This is a genomic window from Methanosarcina horonobensis HB-1 = JCM 15518, assembly GCF_000970285.1.
In the GTDB taxonomy this organism is placed as follows: Archaea; Halobacteriota; Methanosarcinia; order Methanosarcinales; family Methanosarcinaceae; genus Methanosarcina; species Methanosarcina horonobensis.
Map to the genome: position 1 here is coordinate 4,866,634 of NZ_CP009516.1, position 21,749 is coordinate 4,888,382.

Sequence of the window (21,749 nt, forward strand, 5' to 3'; positions counted from 1 at the left end):
ATTTTTTACGAATAGGTAAACGTATACAAGAACTCGGTATTTAAAAAGAGGGGATATGAAAAATGGATATCTGGACTGTTATAAACGGACTAATATATCTTCTGGCTTTCGGGCTAATGGCTTGGGTTTTACTGGACGCCAGCAGGGTTTCAAAAAGAAGGGGTTGATATGGCGTGTCTGAAAACCATGAAGCTGCCTGCCTGGTAAAGACTCTGCGGCCCTTCCATGTATGGGCTCTCGGAGTAGGAATCGTGCTGGTCGGAGAGTACATGGGATGGAACTTTACTGTCGCAAAAGGAGGAGTTCTGGGTTCCCTGCTTGCCATGCTGGTTGCAGGAACAATGTATGTCATAATCTCCCTCTGTGCCAGTGAACTCGGGTCAGCAACCAAACTTGCGGGAGGGCCGTATGACTGGGCAAGACTTTTTGTCGGGCCCGGAGCAGCTGCCAGTGTAGGGCTTGCAGTTTATATGGAATACATAGCCCTTGAAGCGGCAGATGCTATTGTTGTTGCATTTATTGCACAGAGCATCTTCCCTGAGCTGCAGGTTTTTCCTGTGACTCTGCTTGTTATTGCTCTTCTGACCTTCATTAATTACCGTGGCGTAGTTGCGGCATTAACCCTGAACTTTGTCCTGACCATGATCGCTTTCATCGCAATAGTGATCTTCTTCTTCGCAACCGCCTTTGGAGGAGTGAACATCCACCCTGAGTACCTTTTCCAGGGGGCCCTGCCAAACGGCATGATAGGCCTCTTTGCAGCCCTGCAATTCGGGCCGTGGTTCTATTTAGGTATAGAAGGGGCTGCAATGTGCGCCGAAGAGTGCAAACACCCGTCAAGGGCAGTGCCTCTCGGACAGCAGGCCGGGATGATAACCCTGCTTATAGGAGCGGCAATGACCCTCTATCTGTGCTCAGTGCTGATTCCAGCGGACCTGCTCGGAGTTTCCGTGTATCCGCTTTTTGAAGCTGCACAGAACAGCGGGATCTTTATCTTTATTGCCCTGCTCGGATTAGGAACATTCCTGACCTGCGTTGCCAGTGCAAACGGCTGCGTCTGCGACTCTTCACGCTCGTGGTTTGCCCTTTCCAGAGACAATTATGTGTCTTCCTGGTTCTCGGCAGTGCACCCGAAGTACAATACCCCATACAGGGCAGTGATTTTTACGATGCCTGTTGCAATAGGCTTTGCATTCAGCGGTTTCCTTGACCAGGTAATTACCTTCTCCATTGTCTCGGGGCTGCTCTGTTACGTGCTGATTCCTTTCTCCCTGATTCGTTTCAGGAATCTATTCCCGCAGAGCACAAGCAGGATCAGGCCTTTTGTGGGCCCTCTTCAGCCGTATATTGCTTACTTTGCAATCGCAATCGCAATTACGATTCTTTCAACGCTGTTCTGGGGCTACAAGTATAACCTGATCTTTGCCTTTGTGTTCTACGGCATTGCATACTTCTACTTCAGCCACAGGCACAAGAGTTCAAACATAGAGAACAACTGGGCTGAAATGGGCTGGCCCTTACCCAATGGCTCGGAAAATAGAAGAATAGGAAAGGAGGCGATGGGCGTTGGAGACGAATAACCAGGCACTGGAAAGCAAATATCACAGCAAACTCAACGGGGACACGATTCTCGTTGTAGGAATGCTTGCTTTGCTTGTAGGCGTGGAAGGATTCATAATATACAAAATCCTCTCCGAAACCTGGGAGATCGCTTCCGGTTTCTTCTACCTCTACGTAATCTTTCTCGGACTGATCTTTTTGATTGAGACTATCGGGTGCCTGAGAGTAAGGGAATCCATCAAAAACCACATGTTCGAGTTCAAGTACTACGATTGAGGAGGCAGAAGACATGGCACAGAAGAACATCGTTACAGAGATCTTTGATATTGTGTTTATTTTCGTTCTTGCCTTCGCCTGTGTGGTTATTCCCACAGTACTCCAGGGAGCTGTACTCGTTTCCTGGGAAGAAGGAGGAGCAGGAATAGGCTTTGTCTGGGACCCGGTAGGTTTCTTCAGTTTCTTGCTTGTAATAATTGCTTTCTTTGTAGTGATCCTGTATCATTCGGTAAAGCATTACAGGTACTGAGAGATTGAAAAAGCTGAAAGAAACTGAAAATATTGAAAGACTGCGAAGCTAAAAATATTGAAAGAAACTTCAAGAAATGTTAAACTGGATGTCTGCCTGAAGAGAAAAATCGGGCAGACAATAATTTTTGAAATCCTTAGAATACGACAGAAGATTTCGTTTTTTAGCAGCCATAGTTCATTTCTGCCGCATGAGCATGGTCTCCCTGAAAAGAGGGAGTTATTCAGGGAGCAATGGAGGGATTTTTTTGTGGATTTTTCCAGAAAACCCGACGGCTTCTACTCGTGGGAGTACAGGCTTTGAACCTTCTTTTAGAAGTACAGTGACACCATCAGGGATGCATCCTGAAATCTCAGGTCCGTACCTCGTCTAGAAAGTATACTCAAGCCCCTTAACTCCTGAGAAGCATGAGCTTCCGGTTCGTTTACAATAAAAGATAAAAAACTAATCCTATATATAATTTGCTTTAATAATCCCAGTTAAACAAATATTGTATATATAGTTTGTTATTTGAAAAGGATAACTAATAGAAGTACTTATATAATATGCTAAAAGAAGAATTTCAAAAAGGGAAAGATATAAAAAGAAGATTCTCACGTCCAAAACAAATTGAAGTGAAAACAAAAAATTTCAATCAGGATTATAGGATTATATTTAAAGCCAATTTTAATTTCCTACAATGAAATATTCAAGATTAAACGTATTTTCATTCCTAAAATGTTGTGATCTAAATTTGGCAAGTTTTACTTTTTTCAGTTAGATTCTTCTTTTTCTCAATAAATAAGTTAGAAAAAGACTTTAATTTAAAAATTTAACTTTAGATTAGTAACATATTGTCCATAAGATATTTTTTACCATATTTCCGAATATATAAGATATAAATGTCTATATTTAAGGAAGTTTCTTCAAATATAGACGTAAAAGTTTATATATTTTTATGTGTTTCTTTTTTATTAAATATTGGAAAATTTTGCGGTATTTATGATTATATAAGTTTTACGGCCAAATCCTCTAACAATTAAAGATCAGAGAGTAGTCATTAATTTGAAAAGAGTATGCAAAGAGTATGAAAAATAATTAGTTTGAGAATTTACACAGAAAGTTTATAAAGAGTCCTCAGAAAGTGAAGTGTGGAGTTCAAAATGTGCTTTCCAATGTCATGACGAACTCCAACACTGCCCTAGGAGGCATAATTAAGTTAGCTTTGCGTATACTTAAGGCTTAGTTTGGCTTACCTGATTTTGCCTCCTGGGGACTAGAGGATGTAGAATGATTAAGAAAAAGTTTGGAATAGGAATATTAATTTTGGCAATGCTGCTGGTGAGCATAACGCTTGTGCCAGCAGCAAGTGCAAAGGCCGAAAAGACAGATGAAAACAATTCCTTTGACAGTGAGGTTGAAACGTTTGTTTGCAAGAAACAGCAAAATATAATGCAGGTCTGGCAAATTATATAGGTACGTAATTAAAAGCAGATATTGGAAACTAAAAACAAGGATTCCATCCTACTTACAGGTTGAAAAATTAGTTTCCATTCTTTCTATTTTTTTAAACGCCATTGACATTATGGAGTTATATTAATGAATCGAATATTAATAAGTGGATAGGCTGTCCAACAATAGGTCTGGCAACGTAACAGGTTCCTAGGTATAAACCTGACAAGAAGCAGTATATTATCGTCCAGTTATTTTTGAAATCGGACTCTAATGTTATTCGATCACAAAAGGCGTTCTCCTGAAGACAAAGAGTACAATATAGAACTTGTACAGTACGTGAAAATAATTCTTCAATCTTATAAATAAGCAAAGCGGGATAAAAGTGAGAAAAAGAAATCTATTGCTCATTCCTATCTTTTTTACTCTTCTAATTATGACCATATTTGTCTATACTCTTTACATGGACCAAGTAGATTGGAGGGAGCCAGGTCAAAGATATCTCTGTGGCTGCGATGTTAAAGTGACAGGTCTTTCAGGAAAGGAAGTGCAGGGAACTACCGTGATAATGGTTCCTATACCAGCATCTAAGGAAGGAAAATTTTTTACTCCCCCGCTCAGAAAGACTCTTATTTTACCCAGAAGTTATGGCATGAAATCAATAACTGGCCTGAAGAGGACCGCAAAGGTCCCTATTTTGAAAACGCAATCGAAATTTTTGATGATCAACGGGAGATAATAGGAAACTGGATACCTTTTATTGCAGAAACAGATGAAGGCTATATGCTTGGATTCAGAACAAACGAAACCAGGCTCAAAGATATTAATTATGGTGTTAGTTTCGTTGCAGACTATTTCGATATTTTTGATCCCATAAATAATGGAAGCCCGATGTTGTTCCCTGTTGAAAGTCTATCTAATATTTCTTCGGTCCCTTATGGAGAATACACTAAGTATACCTCAAATCCGACATATGATACCTACGTCTATTTAAGCGATAATCTAAAAGGAGGAGAAAATGTGTCTTTCTTTGTCTATTTGAGTGCAAATAATGATCCCAATGAGTGGCCTGAAAAATACAGAGGTAGGTACAATAATTTACTAGCAGCAAAAGTTAATGACACAGGCTATGTGAAAGTCAGGGCTATTATGGGACAGGAAGTACCATGGGGGGATCATACTCTTAATGTATTGAGTACTCAATATTTTTTAGATTTTTATGCTGATGAAACATCTGACAATGTAAACGAAACTCCCAGCTACACAGAAGTTGAATAAAGTCCTTAAATTGGCCAGGTTTCTGTGAAATTTTCATTACCTGGCTATTGTGTAGTTTCACTTAATTGCGATGATCAATCTAAAGATGAAAAAGACATTACAGAACCCGATACTTAGAATTTATACGCATATTTCTATAGACACCGAATTTTGAAATAAAAATAGTAGCTGAAGAGCTTACTTTCCGCAGATTTGTCTGAAGTTTAATATTTTCTGAATACAATTATTTGCGTTCTCTAGTGACACTAAATGACCAATTAGTGTTATTTTTAACTACTAATCTGTAACTTTGTATGTATATTTTTAGATAGAAGAGAATGCCATTTTTTGAGGATGTCTACTGAAAATCAGGTAAAGAATACCTTAAAATGGAGTGTAATGAACATGCGGAAAAAGGTCGGAAAATTTTCAAAAAAGACAAGGATGGAATTACTAAGCATAAGCTGTATAATATTGTTATCGTTGTTCCCATTTACGGCATTAGCTGAGAACACAAATATATCTGACAAAACTGGTACAGGCAGTAAGATATCAACAACGCTATCTCTAAAAATTGCTGAAACTTCAGCAACTGAGCAAATTCCTGTAATTATTCTATTGAAAAAGCAGGGTATTCCATTTAATATTGTAAAAGGGAAATCTCAAATCGAGAACGAGCAGAAAAATCTAACAAACTTTCTTAAGGATGCCGAATCTAGTAAAAAAGCACAAAAAATCAAATCCATCAAAATTGTTAACGCTGTTGCAGCTAATGTAACGCCGGATGTGATAGCTTCCCTTACTGAGAGACCCGAAGTTTCGATAATCGAGCTTGACGAAGCTGTTTCCATAGCAGAAGGCCAGGGATTCTTTGTAAAAGAAATAGAAACATCAGATGTCGTGCAAAATAATGCATGGGGAGTCGATAAGATTGGAGCGCCGGCAGTATGGCAGCAGGGTATAACTGAAAAAAGAGTTGTCGTTGCTGTTGTGGATTCCGGTATTGATGTGCAGCATCCCGATCTTGACGATCTTGATGATAATCCGGGTACAAATGATCCAAAGGTCGTGGACTGGATTGACTACATAAATGGAAATAACTCTCCTTATGATGATTATGGGCACGGCACTCATGTTGCAGGAACTATCTCAGGGACCGGTGCTAACGGGTTGCACATCGGAGTTGCGCCGGGTACAAATTTAATTGCAGCAAAAGTGCTTGATGAATCCGGTTCGGGTCGTGCGTCCAATGTCATTCTTGCGTTTGAGTGGGCAGCGAATAACGGTGCTCGTGTTATAAATTATAGTTGTGGGGGATTACGTCATTATTCTCCATTCACAGTTGCCGTAGATAACCTTGTGGCAGCAGGTGTAATTCCCGTTGTGGCTGCTGGCAACTCCGGGATGAACTCTTATACAATAGAGTGCCCAGGTGATGAAATCAATTCTACGACTGTTGGCGCAACTGATTCTTCTGATACTGTAGCGGATTTTAGCAGCCGCGGTCCTGTCGATCTTTACGGGCAGAATTACATTAAACCTGATGTTTCCGCGCCCGGAGTAGATGTCGAGTCAGCATATCCGGGCGGTTCCTATAAGGTTGCAAGCGGGACTTCAATGGCTACTCCACATGTCTCCGGTACTGTAGCTTTAATGCTGGAAAAAAATCCTGCCCTCAGGCCATCTGAGATAAAGCAGATCTTAGAAAGTACAGCTGTGGATCTCGGGCCGGCAGGAAAGGATAACGAGTATGGCTCAGGCCGGGTAGATGCATATGAAGCAGTATTCTTCAAAGAAGAGAAACCGATCCTTCCTGTAGCGAACTTCAACAGCAATGTGACCAATGGTTATGCTCCTCTTCCTGTTCAGTTTACTGACCTATCTCAAAATGCAGTTTCTTTAAGCTGGGATTTTGAGAGTGACGGTATAATAGACTCAAGCCTTCAGAACCCGATTCATTTGTATGCAGCCCCAGGAACCTATACGGTTAACCTGATTGCAACCAATGAAAACGGTGCAGATTCAAAATTTGCCACAATAACTGTTTTAGAGCAAGGATTACTTCCTGTAGCGGATTTCAGCAGCAATATAACCAACGGTTATGCTCCCCTTACCGTACAATTTACAGACCTATCAGAAAATGCAATAGAATGGAGCTGGGATTTTGGGGACAAGACATATTCAACAGATGCGAATCCTGCACACGCGTATAAGAAACCAGGAAAATACACCGTCAGCTTAACAGTAAAGAATGCAGATGGAATGGACGTGGAGGAAAAGTCCAAATATATTATAGTTTCGAAAAGAAAATAAACAATTATTGAAAAAATAATAAAAAATTAAAGCGACAGAGTAGTATGGGAGCTATTGATCAAATTCAATAACTTCTGCTACAATCATTTAAAGAATGTCAGCCAACTTTTTTGAGTTAAAGTACTGGAATACAGTATTTTTCGTGAACTACCCCTCCCTAAGTTTCTTCGCCTTATGGCTCAGACGATTGACTGATTTCTAAATTAAAGCTGGCTGATTTCTAAAATAAATCAGGAAAATGTGGAAATCAGTTCTTCGAGCTGGATCCTCTCACTGGTAGCATCTGTAAGTCTCGCATCGGTTTCTGAGATTTTCACGATAAGACGCGCAACATCCTTATCGGTTTCTCCCGAATCTATAAGAGCTTCGGTAAGCCCTTCAAGGATATCGATTCCTGAAAACCCTTTTTCAATAATCATTTCGTCTATAAGCTGGCGACCTCTCAAGAAGTCCCCTGCAAGAGCAGCCTCAAGCAGTGAATCCACAATTTCGTCCCTACCTTTCATAGTAGCTTCAAAGACGATTTCTTCCGTGATTTCAGCGCCTTCTTTCAGGGCAGCAAGCTGGAGGGTCTGAACAGCTCTTGCAACATTCCCTTTAGCGAGATAAAGAATAGCATCAACTGCCCTGCTTGAGAGATTCAGTTTTTCAGCAAGAACAATTCTCTCAAGATAGGGTTTCAGGACAGAATCCGAAACATAGGCAAAAAAGACCTGAAGGCCCCTTGAACGAAGGGGAGAAATGAGTTTCGAAGGTCTTGTAGTGGAAAGAATAAACCTGCAGGTTGAACTGTACTTTTCCATGATCCGCCTGAGAGCGTGCTGAGCATCTGAGCTCAGGGACTCTGCATTATCAATATAAATTATCTTGTAATCAGCGTCCAGGGGAGCCATTCCGGCGTACTCATTAATGATCTCCTTAAAAATATCGATCACGCTTTTATAGATTTTTTTCGGGTCATCAGTCCCGATGAAGCGGATAAAACGTCGGTCCCTTACAAGATAGCGTTTTCCCTGATCGAAAAAGTCCGAGGCATTAAAGTATGCAAAATTGTTCTTCCAGGTATCTCCGTAGAGCTGCCTGGCAAGAGCAAGAGAAGATGTTGTTTTTCCTGAATTTTCAGGGCCGTAAAAAATGAGGTGGGGAAGAGTCCTGGACTGAACCAGTTCGGAAAGTGTTTTTACGGCATGTTCGTTTCCGAGCAGTCCTTCAAGGGTATCTGCTCTGTATTTTAGAGTCCAGAGATCCTGCATTGATTCCACCTATTTTTCAGCTTTTGAATATTCAGTTGTTTTCAGGACTTTTATCTTTTTCCGGCATTACTCAGCAAAGTCGCCTGCCTGAGCCCCGTTTTCGTTTGTCTCAAGCAGTTCCTTGATAACCACACCGTAAACAGGTCTTGCAATAACCACACCAATGAAAACTCCAATAATAGTGGTGATGGCAAATCCCTTCAGGGCTCCGAAGCCCATGACCACCAGAGGAGACATGGCAATGATTGTTGTGGCGGCCGCCCCGAAGATGATTGCGAAGGCTTTCCCGATCCTTGAAAGGAAGACCTTTGTTGGCGGGAGCTTGCCTTCGTAAAGCACCTCATCTGTAATGATTACAAGGTGGTCAATACCTGTTCCAATCGCAGCAATAATACCTGCAATTGCTGCAAGATCCATCTGCCAGCCGATAGCTGCTGCAACTCCAAGAATCATGATAACTTCACTAATGGAAGTCCCGACCATTGGGACCAGGATTTCCGGTCTCCTGTACCTGCGGAAAACAACTGCAGCAACTGCTATTAAGGAAAGAAGGCCTGCGATCACGGCTTCGGACTTAAACTGTTCACCAAGAGATGCATCAACATGTCCCGAACCTACGAGCACCACGTTTACAGGTAGAGCTCCTGCCCTGAGGTGAATCTGGAGCTGCTCGGCTTCAGCCCTTGCTTCCTCGTCAGTGCCTGTAGAAGCTTCCCAGGAATAGATAGGAGTTTCTTTCAGCCTGGCAGCTGCCGAATAGCTAAGAGGAGCCCCGTAGATTTTGTTTTCATCCAGATACATGTTCAGGTAGTGGGCGTCCGGATTATCCGTAGCTCCGGTCTCAATTGCGATTTTCTGGAGAGCACGGGCTCCTTCTTCACTCAGGGTAAATGGAGCATGCCACTGGTTATCGTGGTAAGTCGGAATCCCCACACTTTCAACGGAGTCACCGTAAAGGATGTGCTGGGTCTCATTTCCTGTTGTCTGTATGCGGATCTCGAATTTTCCGGGCTTCTCAGCAATATCTTTTGCAGTTGCAAGGTCAATGCCTGCAAAATCAATAAGAATATAGTCTTCTCCAACAGTCCTGACAGGAATATCCTTCAAGCCAAGAGAGTTTAGTTTGTCATTTAGAATATCTCGAGTCAGGTCCCTTGTATCGGTACTGACTCCCTCTCTATAAGTCAAAGTTCCGTCTTCGTTTCTAAGGATTGTCCCTCCGACCTTCTCCATAAGGGTTTCAACCTCTTCTTCTGAAGCTTCAGCCCTGATCTCATAGACAACACCGTCTTCGGTACGGATGGGAAGCACTTCCGCATCAAAGGCCTGTGCAAGGTAAGCCTTGATAAGGGCTTCTTTAGTTGTAGCGATAGTCACCTGTGTTGTGTTCTGGCTCAGCTTATCAACGCTTACAGTGCCAAGCTCCAGAAGCTCAAGTTGCGATGTACTAACCGGAGCGGATGTTGTGAATGTGATTGAACTTTCGGACTGGCTCACTCCACCGACACCCAGGTTGCTATCTGTGATCTGGATAGGGGCCCCAATGACAGGTTCTACCATTTGACTGACTATCATTCCTGGATCAGCATCTACCTGGACAAGAGCTCCCTCTAATTTGATCTGAAGCCAGGAACCACCTTCAAGGTCAAGCCCGTAGTTCAGGTTAGTTGTTATCCCTTCACCGGGGGTGTAACCCGGATGGATAAGCACAATCGAAGCAAGCAGGGCAAGTATGAAGATGATAACTCTTACATTTTTAAATAGACTTTTTTTATCGCTCATCTGTTATACCTCCCCCTGAATTCGGGTTTCATCGCATACCACCGCAGAATACCGGTATTAAGAAGCCATGTATTCATAATATCCGCAACAAGTCCCACTATCAATACAATTGAAATTTGCGAAAGCAGGGTAATCTGTGTGAATGATGGAATTACCAGATAAGGGAAAGTTGAAACCACATACATGACTACAAGGGCCGCAAGAGTTGTCGTGGTCATGGTGATACCGGTCTGCATTGCCCTTGAGACCTTTTCTTCTACCAGGCCCCTTCGTTTGAGTACCCTGTTTGTTAGCAAAATGTCACTATCTACGGAATAACCGATGAGCATAAGCAGGGCTGCAACCGTTCCAAGTGAAAGTTCAATCCCTGCAACTCGCATGAAAGCAGCGGCAATTGTAATGTCCGAAAGGGCAGAGAGCACAACTGCAAAAGAAGGTACAGCGCTCCGGAAAATCAGGAAGACTACAATTGACATTCCTATAAAGGATATAAAAAGAGCCTGAAGAGCCTGAACCTGCAGTTCCTGGCCGTAAACAGGCCCTATCTGCTTGATTTCTACACTGGAATAGCGGCTCATTACATCGTCTTCAAGCTGTCGCTGTTTTTCATTGTCCATAATCCCGAACTGCATGATAACCCTGCTTCCGGCTTGCCGGGCATCAGTGATAGGGTAAGAGGAGTACATTTCTTCAAGCACAGCGGGAGAATCGGTTGTTTCTACCGAAATCTGGGTACCGCCCTGGAACTCCATTCCCAGGATTACCGGCGACCCGCTGCTTGCAAAGGAAACTAGCAGTACAGCTAAAGAGAGTGCGAGTACTGCAAGAGGGATTGCCAGCAACTGGCGATTATCGTGATTTTTCACGAAATTATCTAAAAGATCGGTCAAACCTGTTGCCATAATTAAATACTCCGGATGAATGTATCTATTTTTTTTGAACTTATCCGAGTTTTTTGTCCGGACTTACAATCCAGAAAACATTCAGACTCATAGTTTGAAAGTGTAAATGTTTACACCAGAACCACAAGGACTTCATAGTCCGTAAAGTTCCCGGTAACCTGAGATTAGAAGTTTTTTTAAGTATTTTTCGAACTCTGGTTCTGGAGAAAAAATTTCCACATTCCTTATAGTGTCAATAAGTTGATTCATTTCAGTTCTAGTTTCGGTTCTATATTCTATAGATTATATTAATTATTCCTCGAAAAACAACTCTTTCTCTATATAGCGTTAATTCACTCATTTAAAATTAATTGATAGAAGTGATACAAGTTTTAACGTTATAGCTATATATACCATTTACTGTTCATTAAAAATAATGACAGAAAGACCCTCCCTTGACGAATACTTCCTTGAAATAGCCTTTGTGGTAGGCAAACGGGCGACCTGCCTCCGGAATAACGTAGGGGCAGTGATCGTCCGGGATAAACGCATTCTTTCAACCGGATATAACGGAGCCCCAAGTGGTATGGAGCACTGCCTTGACATCGGGTGCATCCGGGACCTTGAAAAAATTCCTTCAGGCACGCGGCATGAGAAATGCAGAGCAGTACATGCTGAGCAGAACGCCATCATTCAGGCTGCAATCCACGGGGTGAGCATTGCCGGAGCAACCATTTACTGCACGCACCAGCCATGTATTCTGTGCGCAAAAATGATTATAAACTCAAATATCAAAAGGGTAGTATACTCAATACCTTATCCTGACACCGATTCCCTTGTTTTCTTCAGAAGCGCAGGCGTGGAAGTCGAATATATTCCTTTGAACTGAAATATTGAATACCCTGCCAAGCTATATGTAATTATAAGGATCTCAAATTAGCTCTTAAAATCCCTGATCTAATTTGACAATTCTTTTCTTTAAAAATATCCTCCAAATGAATTTCTATTTTGAACTTTGTTTTGTAATTATGTAAGCACCAAAAGTTGATATGCAACGAAGTTTAGGAGTGAATACATTTTTCTACTCTGCTTTCTTACTCTTCTTACATCGAATTTTACTGTATCCTTAATATGACCATGTATCTTTTCGCATTCAGCTCTCTTTTTGTATAGTTCTTTAAACGAATTATCTCTGATGTTCTGATTTCTCAGATACATCCCAACCTGTATCATTCTTCCATTCTGATACAGGAACCTAAGTTTATCTTCCGTTTTTGCGTTTATGTCTCCTCCTTTTTTCCACAACTTATTGACCCAGTGATCTATTCTTTCGATTTCTCCTTCACTATTAATAACAGCATTTGATGCGTAAGAGATGACTGGTTTTGCGCTAAGATGGAACCATATATACGCATGATTCAGGAAGGAGTCATAACCTCCATCTGCTGAATATGATTCTATATTATCATCCATTTTTTGCAAAGCTTCTATGTGTTTGATAAGTTCTGGAGAATCAGCTACAAGACCATTTGTATGGGTCATAAACACAGGGTAAGTTCCAACCATTGTAATGTGAGCCTTATCCATTTTGCATTCATAATGAGGGTTATAATCAACATGCTTATCGTATCTTGAAGCTTCAAGTGGGGTAGAATCAATCTTAGCTTCCTTTTCTGATGAGAGTTTGAGAATTTTTTCACCTAGCAACATCATGATTTCATTGATTCCCTCTTCTCCAAGCCTATACTTCACAAAATGATGAAGAGTTCCACCTGAAGGAAGTTTTATCTGACAGTTTTCATCAAAAAAAGAGAGCAAAATAGCTTCTTCTTCTGTTAAAGAAGAAATAGTTTTATCATACGAAAGTTTCCTGAAACATTTCACAATAAACAATTTTATCATAGAAGAAACACTGTATTTAAAGTGCCAGCTTTTGTTGGTATAAAAAGTACGTTCGACGTGCTTTGCAATATCGTCAAGGCAGAGAAAGTACAGGAATTGGCAAATTGAGGTACTTTCTCTGCTCAGATAGTTTTCGAAGGAGTCCTCAAAGAGGACTCCTTTATATACCATAATTTTTTTAGACATGAAAGCGGCAATTTTTATGATATTTAAAGCTGCCGCTATTGAAAAAAAGAATTATAGACCGGAGTTAGGGGAAAAAAGAATAAGTTTTTAAGGCAAAATTCTAGTTTGAGAACCTCAATTATGGAACCGAAGTAAGAGGTGGAGTGATGTCTGAAGAGTTAAGAGCCAGGACGCTGAAGGTAGAAGATCTAATTGAATATCAGAATGGGGCTGTTGTAAGCCGGGAAATTATCCGTAAAGGCACGGGAACCGTGACCATATTTGCTTTCGACAAAGGGGAAGGACTGAACGAACATACGGCACCTTTTGATGCCATGGTTCAGGTAATAGACGGGAAGGCAGAAATCACAATTTCCGGGAACAAGAATGTCCTGGAGAAAGGGGATATGATCATAATGCCTGCCAATGAGCCTCATGCTCTGCATGCCCTTGAAAGATTTAAAATGATTCTGACCATGATCCGGTCTTAATCTTACTTAACTTTTACTTTAAACCTGAATTTCGAACTTTTATTTTTAACCCATTTTCTTCTTCTCAACTCATCTCTATTTCGAAGAAACTCATCTTTTGTTTCGCAGGCATCGAAGCCCTTTTTTGAGAACATCCATATCTTCAGGGCGGTATGACTCTTTTATAGATGTGTTCCCTTCGAAGTAGTAATCAAGCCCGCGAATGATTACAACGGGAATGCCGCCTGCTCCTTCTCCCATTAAAAGGTTGGCAGCGCCTGCAAGCTCATCAGCAATTGCTTCTTCTGTAATCTCCAGGGTTTTGCCGAAGAGATCCTTTTCCCCTATCCAGCGTTTTATCGGTTTGATTTTGAAAATCCCTATAGCAACCCCGGTCTGCCCGATCTTGAAGGCTCTTCCGTTCGTGTCCGTAACAATTACACTTAACTTTTTTCCACTAATTCTTTCGAGCTCATTTCCAAGTTTTGAAGCACTGGCGTCCGAGTTTTCAGGAGGGTAGAGTAGAAATCCGTGCTCAATATTGGATTCGTCAACTCCTGCGTTAACGCAGGTGTGCCCCGCAAGTGTTGTTACAAGCATGAAAGGCGCTTCGACAAAAACTTCCCTGCTCCTTGCCAGGACAGCCTGGATAAAGCGGGCATCTTTTCCTGTCCGGGCTGCTATTTCAAGAGCCTGTTCTTCCGGGATAATGTCTTCGAGCCTGAAGATTTCCCCTTCGGTTTTTGCAACAATGGTTGAGGCAATAACAATAATGTCTCTGTCCTGAAGTTCAATTCTCTCACAGATGATAGAGGGCAGGTCATCCCCTTTATGTATAAGGGGAATCTTTTCTACGGCAATTGCTTCAAATTTCAAAGGGCTTCCTCAAAGGTTTTAAAGGTTATAAAGTATGGAACAACAAAGTTTTTAAGTTCTCGATAAGGGTTAGTAATATTGGGCTCTGGTAAGGATTATAAAAATCCGGAATCCGATCTTTTTGAATCAGGGCTTTTTTCTCATTTTAAATAACGTTGATTTTAAATAAGGTTGATTTCGCCGAATTCCGGAGACAATCCCGTAAATGAATAATTTACAGCAGTAAAGGCAGTAACCATAAATAAGACCACCGATATACTGGGCTTTGCGGCGATGATGAGAGTTACCCCAGCTGAGCAAAAGATGATGAGAACAATTTCCTGATGCCGCACTTTTTCACCTTGCACTTACTTTGTCCTGATACTTACTTTGTTTTGGTTATGAATTCTCTTTTTCCGAGTTTTTATCCATTCTACATTTCTCAAATTTACCTCTATCTGTGTCAGATTAATCTGTGTCAGGTTTCAGGTATTCCACTCATTTCAGGAGCGCATTTAAGAATTTTTATCTAGTATGCAAACCAATTTCTGAAGGGGTGTTAAGAATCAGCCAGTACGACCTGAATGAAATTATACAAAAAATCAAAGAAAAAAGTCCGTTTGATTTCAAAGAGGCACACCGGGGTAAAGCTCGAGCCTTAAGAGTTATTGTAAGTAAACTGTACTATTCTCTGGACTATAAAAATGAGCCTCAGGCAACCCGGGAAAAGATAACTCAACTCCTTCTTTACCACGGGCAGTTTAGCAGGGAGGAGATTGATGAAACCTTCAGAGCATCATCCAGGGAAACCACAGATTATTCCATAGAATTTCTAAAGCAGCATCCGGAGCTTGCAAGGTCTGAAGCCCGGAAGACCAAAGAATTCCCTGATGAAGAAGATGAAAAATTAGAAATTGAAGAACTGGAAAAGCCTAAAGATACCAAATACATTTTCCCGCACTATACCTGAAACTTGATAAGAAAATTTCTGAAATAAGGCGGAATAGGAAAAAGCAGTTAAAATGAGCCAGTGAGAAAAATACCGAATAAACCGTTAATTGATAGAAAATATGTTGACTGGAAAATATAAGTAAGCAGAAATAAGTAAGCAGAAATAAAAAAATGAAATTAAAAGACTGCGAAAAAACGTGCAGCCTCTCCTAGATCAGTTGTCTCTCCTGGTTCGTTATAATAGAGTTTACTTTCTTTTTCTGGAAGAATTACTCAATCTGTATTACTCAATCTGTATTTTTTTTGTCGGCTCTTCGATTCTCGCTTTAGGCAATGATATTGTCAGAACACCATTCTCTATTTTTGCAGTAGAGCCTTCTTCCTTGACACTGGTTGGCAGGCGGACTGCACGGTAAAATTGCGTGTATGATCTTTCCTTACGCAGGTATCCTTCTTCTTCGGACTCTTTTTCCTTGCCGGTCTTCGCACTGATCTCAAGCATATCTTCTTTGAGGTTGATTTCCACATCTTCCTTATTGATTCCTGGGAGGTCTGTGGTGACCAGAAGTTTATCTTCTTCTTCCTTTATGTCGATGGCAGGAGTGTATACTTTTCCGCCTCCCCATTCTTCCATGGGCATGAAGTCTTCAAACAGCTGGTTCAGACGTTCCTGTGTTCTTCTAATCTCTTCAAAAGGATCCCAGCGTGAGGGTCCTGAAAACGATCTTTTAGCAGGCCATCTCATTTCAATATTCCCCCTTAAATAAAAAAATGATGCAGATATAGATGTGCTATTTTGAATATATTGAGAAAGGATATATAAGTTTTCTCAGGTAATTTCACTAAAATGTACGGAAAAAAAGAACCTGAACAAAATAAGTGTATAAAAGAAAAAAATCTCTGAAAAACCCGATTAAGAGATATTTCCGGAAAAATTAAAAGACTTCAGGTTTGGAAACTGATAATAAATCTATGAAGAATTTGGTTACAGAAATCTCATAAAGAACCCGGGTACAGAAAATCTTATAAAGAACCTGAAAATTCAGTTCTTTACAAGCATTCCTATAAGATCTGAAGCTTTTACGAGCCCCATAGAGCCATTTTTAACTGATTCTTCATCAAAGGTTTCCACACTATCAAGATCGGGTTTATCAGTTCTGTAGACTGCAAAAGGAATAGGATCTCTCGTATGAGTCTTCACCGAGACCGGAGTCGGATGGTCCGGCAGTACAAGAATCGTAAACGGTTCTTCTGATGCTTCAGCATGTTTAAGGATAGGGGCAACTATCCTGCTGTCAAAGTCCTCAACTGCTTTCAGCTTTTTCTCAACACTACCTTCGTGTCCTGCCTCGTCAGGAGCTTCCACATGCACGAAAACAAGATCCCTGGTCTTCAGAGCTTCAATAGCTGCACTGGCTTTTCCTTCATAATTGGTGTCCAGATAACCGGTTGCTCCGGGGACCTCAATTACATCCAGACCTGCATAGATTCCTATGCCTTTAAGCAGGTCCACTGCGGAAATGATAGCTCCTTTTTTTCCGTAAAGTTCTTTAAAAGTCGTGAACTTTGGAGCATAACCCTGTCCCCAGACCCATATGGAATTTGCCGGGTTTTTGCCTTCCTGTACTCTTTTCAGGTTAACAGGGTGCAGTTCCAGAACAACCGTGGAAGCCTCAATCAACCCTGAAAAAAACTCCCCATCCTCTCCTCTGGGAAGATAATTATCTTTTTTCTCTCCTGTGATGTCATGCGGAGGCGTACACTCCGTTTTAGCTCCAAGGTTATTCCCGGAAACAATGAGGTGCCTGTAACTTATGCCGGGATAAAACCTGACTTTTTCTGTCCCGAGTTCGGAATCAAGCGTGTCGATAAGAATCTCTGCTTCATCGCTGCTGATATGCCCTGCACTGTAGTCTTTTATCATCCCATTTTCTATAGTAATAAGATTGCACCTGAAAGCCACATCATCAGCTGCAAGAGCCACTCCCATGCTCGCAGCTTCCAGAGGAGCCCTTCCTGAATAATAGATTGCAGGATCGTAACCGAGAATTGACATATTTGCAACATCGCTTCCGGGAGGAAAACCATCAGGTACGGTCTTTGCAAGCCCGGCTTTCCCGCGCGCTGCAATGGAGTCCATAGCAGGGGTTTGGGCTGCCTGGAGAATTGTCCTGCCTCCAAGTTCCTTTATGGGATAATCCGCCATTCCATCTCCTATAAGTACGGCATATTTCATTGCTTCACCTGTTTCCAACTGTTTTACACTTTCTCATCTTACGGATAAAATATATTACTTTCTACCAGACACCTTTAAGGTATTTTTCCGGTATCTGCCAGCAAGCTTTTTCTGCCGATCCTAACGTCTCATCCTTAATTCATTCAAATCTAATCCTTAACTCATTTTACACAAACATTATAATATAGTATCCATATCCTATACACGACAGGCTCTCAGCATAAAATATATTAAGTGGCAGAAGAGCCGGAGACGCTGTTCTTTACAGGCAGCTTATATATAAAGAGACAGACTGTAAGCGTAGCAGGATCTCTTGGATTTGATAAATGCTAATCTCAGATTGATTGATCCAGTATATAATTAGCCTGAAGAGTATAGATCAGGAAAGTCAAAATTAATTAATCCAAAATACTAAGAGCTACATATTGAAAAAAGTAAATGTGTCAGAATATCAGACTTAATCCCAAAACGTGATCCGATCATGAAAATTGTAATGAAATTTGGAGGAACTTCCGTTGGAGACGGAAAAAAAATCCGTCACGTTGCCCAGCTTCTTAAAAGATACCATGAGGAGGGCAACCAGATCGTGGTGGTAACCTCGGCACTCGGTGGAGTAACCGACAGGCTTCTGGAAAATGCTCGCCTTGCCTCAACAAAGGGCAAGGTTTCGCTTGTGAAAGAATTTAAAACAGAGCTTACAAACAAACACCACGGAGCCGTGAGGGATGCCATTGATGATCCCAATGTCGCAAAAGAAGTCCTCCAGATACTTGACATCAGGATTGAAGAGCTTGAAAAAGCACTGATCGGAATCTGCTATCTGGGCGAACTTACCTACAGGTCAATTGATTATATCTCCTCCTATGGAGAACGTCTGGCGGCTCCGATAGTTTCAGGGGCTGTCCGTTCCCTTGGAGTTTCATCAATAGAATATACAGGAGGAGAGGCAGGGATTGTAACCACATCGGATTACGGAAATGCTCGTCCCCTTGAAAAGACATACGAGCTTGTATTAAAGAGACTTGGGTGCAGGCTTGATTCCCATGTCCTTGTGGTAACAGGCTTCATAGGAGAAAACGAAGATGGAATAATTACCACCCTCGGAAGAAGCGGGTCTGACTTCTCAGCTTCCATCCTTGGGGCAGCCCTGAAAGCCGATGAGATCTGGCTCTGGAAAGAAGTCAACGGAATTATGACTACGGATCCGAGAATCGTGCCCGAAGCAAAGACCATCCCGCAGATCTCCTATGCAGAAGCTATGGAACTTTCCTATTTCGGGGCAAACGTGCTGCACCCGCGCACCATTGAACCTGCAATGCGTGAACATATTCCTGTACGTGTCAAGAACACCTTTGATCCGGAGTTCCCGGGCACACTTGTGGTGGCAGAAAAGTTTCAGTGCAGACATGTTGTAAAAGCGGTAAGCCTGATCAAAAACGTAGCCCTTATTAACATTTCGGGAGCTGAAATGGCAGGGACAGTCGGGACTGTGGCAAGGCTCTTTACAGCACTTGCAAGGGCAGGAGTGAACATCGTTATGATCAGCCAGGGTTCTTCAGAATCCAATCTCTCTTTCGTGGTCAGTGAGTCTCACGTAGAACCTGCATTAAAAGCCCTCCATTCCGAATTCAACCGGGAAATCGTAAAGGAAATTACTTCTGACAAAAACGTCTGTGTGGTTGCGGTTGTGGGTGCAGGTATGGCAGGAACTCCCGGAGTGGCAAAAAGAGTATTTGGAGCACTTGGAAATTCGATGATTAATATTATTATGATCAGCCAGGGATCTTCACAGTACAATATATCTTTCGTGGTCAGGGAAGATGACGCATTTGCCGCAGTCAAAACCCTGCATGACGAATTTGAACTTTACAACGGGAATGGAATTGAGAAAAAGTTATGAAGCAGGCAGGAAGGGTCAGAGAGTGAGCGAAAAGCACCTAACATATGCGGATTCGGGCGTGGATATTACAGAGGAAGAAAAAACCGTCAAAACCCTTATCGATAAATTAAGTTACGTTCGAAAAGGTATCGGAGCCCCTCTCACAGGGATAGGACATTACGCAGGGCTTCTGGACTTCGGAGAATACGCCCTTGCCCTGACAACGGATGGAGTGGGCTCAAAAGTCCTTATTGCAAACGAGATGCAGCGCTGGAACACCGTAGGGATAGACTGCATTGCAATGAATGTTAATGACCTTCTGGCTATCGGGGCTGAGCCTGTAGCTTTTGTGGATTATCTTGCCCTTGAAAAGCATGAAGAGGGCTTTGCCGCACAGATCGGAGAAGGGCTGCTGAAAGGAGCCGAAATATCCAGGATGTCAATTGTAGGCGGGGAGACCGCAACCCTGCCCGACATCATTAAAGGCTTTGACCTTGCAGGCACATGCCTCGGTTTTCTCAAAAAGGAGAATATTATTGAAGGAGGGAAAGTCCAGGTAGGAGACATGATTGTCGGTATTCCTAGTACAGGAGTCCACAGTAACGGTTACACTCTGGTAAGAAAGATCATGGAGAAATCCGGCTACTCTTATCATGACCCCTGCCCCTATGATGGTTCAAAAACCATAGGAGACGACCTTCTCGAACCCACCAGAATCTATATTGAAATCCTTGATGTCCTTAAAGAGTGCGAAGTCCACGGGCTTGCTCATATAACAGGCAGCGGGCTTTTGAAACTGAGAAGAGTAACTAAGCTTGGTTTTGATTTCTATGATCCTCTGGAGCCCCAGGAAATTTTCAAGTTCCTGCAGAAAGAAGGCGGAGTAGACAATCTCGAAATGTACAGAACCTTCAATATGGGAATGGGCTTTTTGATTATCCTGCCGGAAAAAGATGCCGCAAAAGCTGCAGAGATAACAGGCGGAAAAATTGTAGGAAGAATAGTGGAAAGTGGGATCAGGGTTAAAGACCTTGTAATAGAGTGAAAGTAAAAATAAAAATAATAAAACTCAATTTTGAGAGTTAACGTAGAGGAAAACTGGGGAAAACTCGTTTCCTCTAAACTCAATTTTTCTAACTTTTTTCTCAGTTCTTTTTTTTCCAAATTTTGATTTTCTAACTCTTAACTTATTTTTTCCACATATCCTGGTAACTGGTCGAGGATACTTTCGAGCTTTCAGAAGGCTTGCTCTTCTTCAATGGGGTAGTTGCCTTTTCTTTCTCCATTTCCCTGAGCCGATCAATCTCCTTTATGCTGTCCTCGTTGTCCACGGTCAGGACAAAAGTTCCATGGCAGGGCTTTGTATATGTGAAAATGAGGGCACTGCCCTTAGCTCCCATAGCAATTGGAGGGACTCCTATAATGTGGTAGTCCTTAAAGATCTTGTAACCTGGAGATACATAATAGACCTCATCCGAATTTTTTTCTATGTACTCTCTGGCATCTCTGTAAGTCGTTTTTTCCAGGAGGATTGTGTACTTCATCTGCTCAATACAGCTCATCCGATTATTCCCTCCACTACTTTATCCAGTTTGTTTTTGAGACGAAGAGGGTTGTGAACATCTTTTGCAATGATCTTTTCACCCTCGAATTCAATAGTTTCAGCCAGAGCCTCGGCGTTCCTGCCAAAGACAATTGAGTACAGCTTTGCCTGAGAAATTGCACTCATAGTTGCTGCATAAGTCATCCCGGCATCGTTATGCATAAAAGCGAAACAAATATCGAAATCATCTCTTTTCTCCATGATGTCCTCCAGGGTTTTATCGAGGCTTACAAGATTTTTTGCATAGTAGCCGTCGGAGTCAGAGACTTTCAAAAGCCTGGTTGCGGCTTCTGTCCCGGCAACGCTTACATCGAACCCTAGTTTGGTAAGCTTATGGGAAAGATACAGAGCAATGCTGGTTTGAATCGGGATCTCGGGACATCCCATCATGAGGAGAACTTTTGCGCCGGCCATAACATTTCATCTCTGAGATACTTTATCTGTAAGAGTGGGATATTGGTTAATCCTGAATTTCAATCTTTGCAATTGAGATTACAAAGCCTCTTGAAAACAAGATAACGTTTTAATCAAACAGCTTATCCATAAGTCCGTGTTTCAACTGCTGTAATATCTAATTTTGACTATATCTAATTTTGACTATATCTAATTTTGACCATGTCTAATTTGGTCATTCCGATTTTATCATTTTTAATATATAAATTATCAAGACCAGTTTTAAAATAGA

The 21,749-nt window shown here is 41.7% G+C and carries 22 protein-coding genes; 13 read left to right on the forward strand and 9 right to left on the reverse strand.

Annotation, left to right across the window (positions count from 1 at the left end; all coding sequences use genetic code 11):
• The first annotated feature begins 173 nt into the window (after positions 1–173).
• The 8 genes from MSHOH_RS21185 (at position 174) to MSHOH_RS22425 (ending at position 7,087) form a co-directional block, all read left to right on the forward strand.
• The gene (locus MSHOH_RS21185; protein WP_048142718.1) at positions 174–1,580 is read left to right on the forward strand and encodes an APC family permease; all 1,407 of its coding nucleotides are present in this window, start codon (positions 174–176) and stop codon (positions 1,578–1,580) included.
• A complete protein-coding gene (locus tag MSHOH_RS21190) occupies positions 1,567–1,836 on the forward strand; it encodes a hypothetical protein (protein ID WP_048142720.1) in 270 nt (89 codons plus the stop codon). Before MSHOH_RS21185 ends, MSHOH_RS21190 begins: the two co-directional genes overlap by 14 nt.
• A 13-nt stretch (positions 1,837–1,849) precedes the next feature.
• Complete coding sequence (locus tag MSHOH_RS21195) at positions 1,850–2,086, forward strand: efflux RND transporter permease subunit (protein WP_048142722.1); 237 nt, start codon at positions 1,850–1,852, stop codon at positions 2,084–2,086.
• A 57-nt stretch (positions 2,087–2,143) separates the two neighbouring features.
• The gene (locus tag MSHOH_RS21200) at positions 2,144–2,389 is read left to right on the forward strand and encodes a hypothetical protein (RefSeq protein ID WP_048142724.1); all 246 of its coding nucleotides are present in this window, start codon (positions 2,144–2,146) and stop codon (positions 2,387–2,389) included.
• Between the two features lie 966 nt (positions 2,390–3,355).
• Positions 3,356–3,541 (forward strand): hypothetical protein, encoded by a 186-nt coding sequence (locus MSHOH_RS21205; protein ID WP_048142725.1) that lies wholly within the window; start codon positions 3,356–3,358, stop codon positions 3,539–3,541.
• Positions 3,542–3,902: 361 nt separating this feature from the next.
• Positions 3,903–4,256, forward strand: coding sequence for a hypothetical protein (locus tag MSHOH_RS25445; protein WP_239451094.1), 354 nt, complete (start codon positions 3,903–3,905; stop codon positions 4,254–4,256).
• A 44-nt stretch (positions 4,257–4,300) separates the two neighbouring features.
• A complete protein-coding gene (locus MSHOH_RS25450) occupies positions 4,301–4,795 on the forward strand; it encodes a hypothetical protein (protein ID WP_239451096.1) in 495 nt (164 codons plus the stop codon).
• A gap of 378 nt (positions 4,796–5,173) precedes the next feature.
• Entirely contained in the window at positions 5,174–7,087 is a 1,914-nt protein-coding gene (locus MSHOH_RS22425; protein WP_162197673.1) for a S8 family serine peptidase, read from the forward strand.
• A gap of 230 nt (positions 7,088–7,317) precedes the next feature.
• Here MSHOH_RS22425 and MSHOH_RS21220 read toward each other — a convergent pair whose 3' ends face one another.
• From MSHOH_RS21220 to MSHOH_RS21230, 3 genes are all read right to left on the reverse strand, one after another.
• Positions 7,318–8,340, reverse strand: a complete 1,023-nt coding sequence (locus MSHOH_RS21220) for an AAA family ATPase (protein WP_048142727.1) — start codon at positions 8,338–8,340, stop codon at positions 7,318–7,320.
• 66 nt (positions 8,341–8,406) lie between these two features.
• A complete protein-coding gene (locus MSHOH_RS21225; RefSeq protein WP_048142729.1) occupies positions 8,407–10,122 on the reverse strand; it encodes a preprotein translocase subunit SecD in 1,716 nt (571 codons plus the stop codon).
• Positions 10,119–11,024: a protein translocase subunit SecF gene (locus MSHOH_RS21230; protein ID WP_048142730.1), complete on the reverse strand. Its 906-nt coding sequence runs from the start codon at positions 11,022–11,024 to the stop codon at positions 10,119–10,121. The genes MSHOH_RS21225 and MSHOH_RS21230 overlap by 4 nt, the downstream gene beginning before the upstream one ends.
• Positions 11,025–11,439: 415 nt before the next feature.
• Between MSHOH_RS21230 and MSHOH_RS21235 the strand changes: the two genes are divergently transcribed.
• Positions 11,440–11,892, forward strand: a complete 453-nt coding sequence (locus MSHOH_RS21235; protein WP_048142732.1) for a deoxycytidylate deaminase — start codon at positions 11,440–11,442, stop codon at positions 11,890–11,892.
• 137 nt (positions 11,893–12,029) lie between these two features.
• Here the strand turns inward: MSHOH_RS21235 and MSHOH_RS21240 are convergent, their stop codons facing one another.
• A complete protein-coding gene (locus MSHOH_RS21240; protein ID WP_048142735.1) occupies positions 12,030–13,091 on the reverse strand; it encodes a transposase in 1,062 nt (353 codons plus the stop codon).
• Between the two features lie 146 nt (positions 13,092–13,237).
• Between MSHOH_RS21240 and MSHOH_RS21245 the strand changes: the two genes are divergently transcribed.
• Complete coding sequence (locus tag MSHOH_RS21245) at positions 13,238–13,561, forward strand: cupin domain-containing protein (RefSeq protein ID WP_048142737.1); 324 nt, start codon at positions 13,238–13,240, stop codon at positions 13,559–13,561.
• Between the two features lie 90 nt (positions 13,562–13,651).
• Here the strand turns inward: MSHOH_RS21245 and MSHOH_RS21250 are convergent, their stop codons facing one another.
• Positions 13,652–14,416: a coenzyme F420-0:L-glutamate ligase gene (locus MSHOH_RS21250; RefSeq protein WP_048142739.1), complete on the reverse strand. Its 765-nt coding sequence runs from the start codon at positions 14,414–14,416 to the stop codon at positions 13,652–13,654.
• Between the two features lie 535 nt (positions 14,417–14,951).
• Here MSHOH_RS21250 and MSHOH_RS21260 point away from each other — a divergent pair.
• Complete coding sequence (locus MSHOH_RS21260) at positions 14,952–15,365, forward strand: hypothetical protein (protein ID WP_048143759.1); 414 nt, start codon at positions 14,952–14,954, stop codon at positions 15,363–15,365.
• Positions 15,366–15,629: 264 nt separating this feature from the next.
• Here the strand turns inward: MSHOH_RS21260 and MSHOH_RS21265 are convergent, their stop codons facing one another.
• Both MSHOH_RS21265 and MSHOH_RS21270 read right to left on the reverse strand, forming a co-directional pair.
• Complete coding sequence (locus tag MSHOH_RS21265; RefSeq protein ID WP_048142743.1) at positions 15,630–16,091, reverse strand: Hsp20/alpha crystallin family protein; 462 nt, start codon at positions 16,089–16,091, stop codon at positions 15,630–15,632.
• A 297-nt stretch (positions 16,092–16,388) separates the two neighbouring features.
• The gene (locus MSHOH_RS21270) at positions 16,389–17,582 is read right to left on the reverse strand and encodes a cofactor-independent phosphoglycerate mutase (protein ID WP_048143761.1); all 1,194 of its coding nucleotides are present in this window, start codon (positions 17,580–17,582) and stop codon (positions 16,389–16,391) included.
• Positions 17,583–18,063: 481 nt separating this feature from the next.
• Between MSHOH_RS21270 and MSHOH_RS21275 the strand changes: the two genes are divergently transcribed.
• Together MSHOH_RS21275 and purM are read left to right on the forward strand one after the other, a co-directional pair.
• Positions 18,064–19,482, forward strand: coding sequence for an aspartate kinase (locus MSHOH_RS21275; RefSeq protein WP_048142745.1), 1,419 nt, complete (start codon positions 18,064–18,066; stop codon positions 19,480–19,482).
• Positions 19,483–19,504: 22 nt separating this feature from the next.
• The gene (gene purM, locus MSHOH_RS21280; protein ID WP_048143763.1) at positions 19,505–20,506 is read left to right on the forward strand and encodes a phosphoribosylformylglycinamidine cyclo-ligase; all 1,002 of its coding nucleotides are present in this window, start codon (positions 19,505–19,507) and stop codon (positions 20,504–20,506) included.
• A gap of 142 nt (positions 20,507–20,648) precedes the next feature.
• Here the strand turns inward: purM and MSHOH_RS21285 are convergent, their stop codons facing one another.
• Both MSHOH_RS21285 and MSHOH_RS21290 read right to left on the reverse strand, forming a co-directional pair.
• Entirely contained in the window at positions 20,649–21,023 is a 375-nt protein-coding gene (locus MSHOH_RS21285; protein WP_048142746.1) for a DUF1894 domain-containing protein, read from the reverse strand.
• Positions 21,020–21,478, reverse strand: coding sequence for a DUF1890 domain-containing protein (locus MSHOH_RS21290; RefSeq protein ID WP_048142748.1), 459 nt, complete (start codon positions 21,476–21,478; stop codon positions 21,020–21,022). Before MSHOH_RS21290 ends, MSHOH_RS21285 begins: the two co-directional genes overlap by 4 nt.
• Positions 21,479–21,749: the final 271 nt, after the last annotated feature.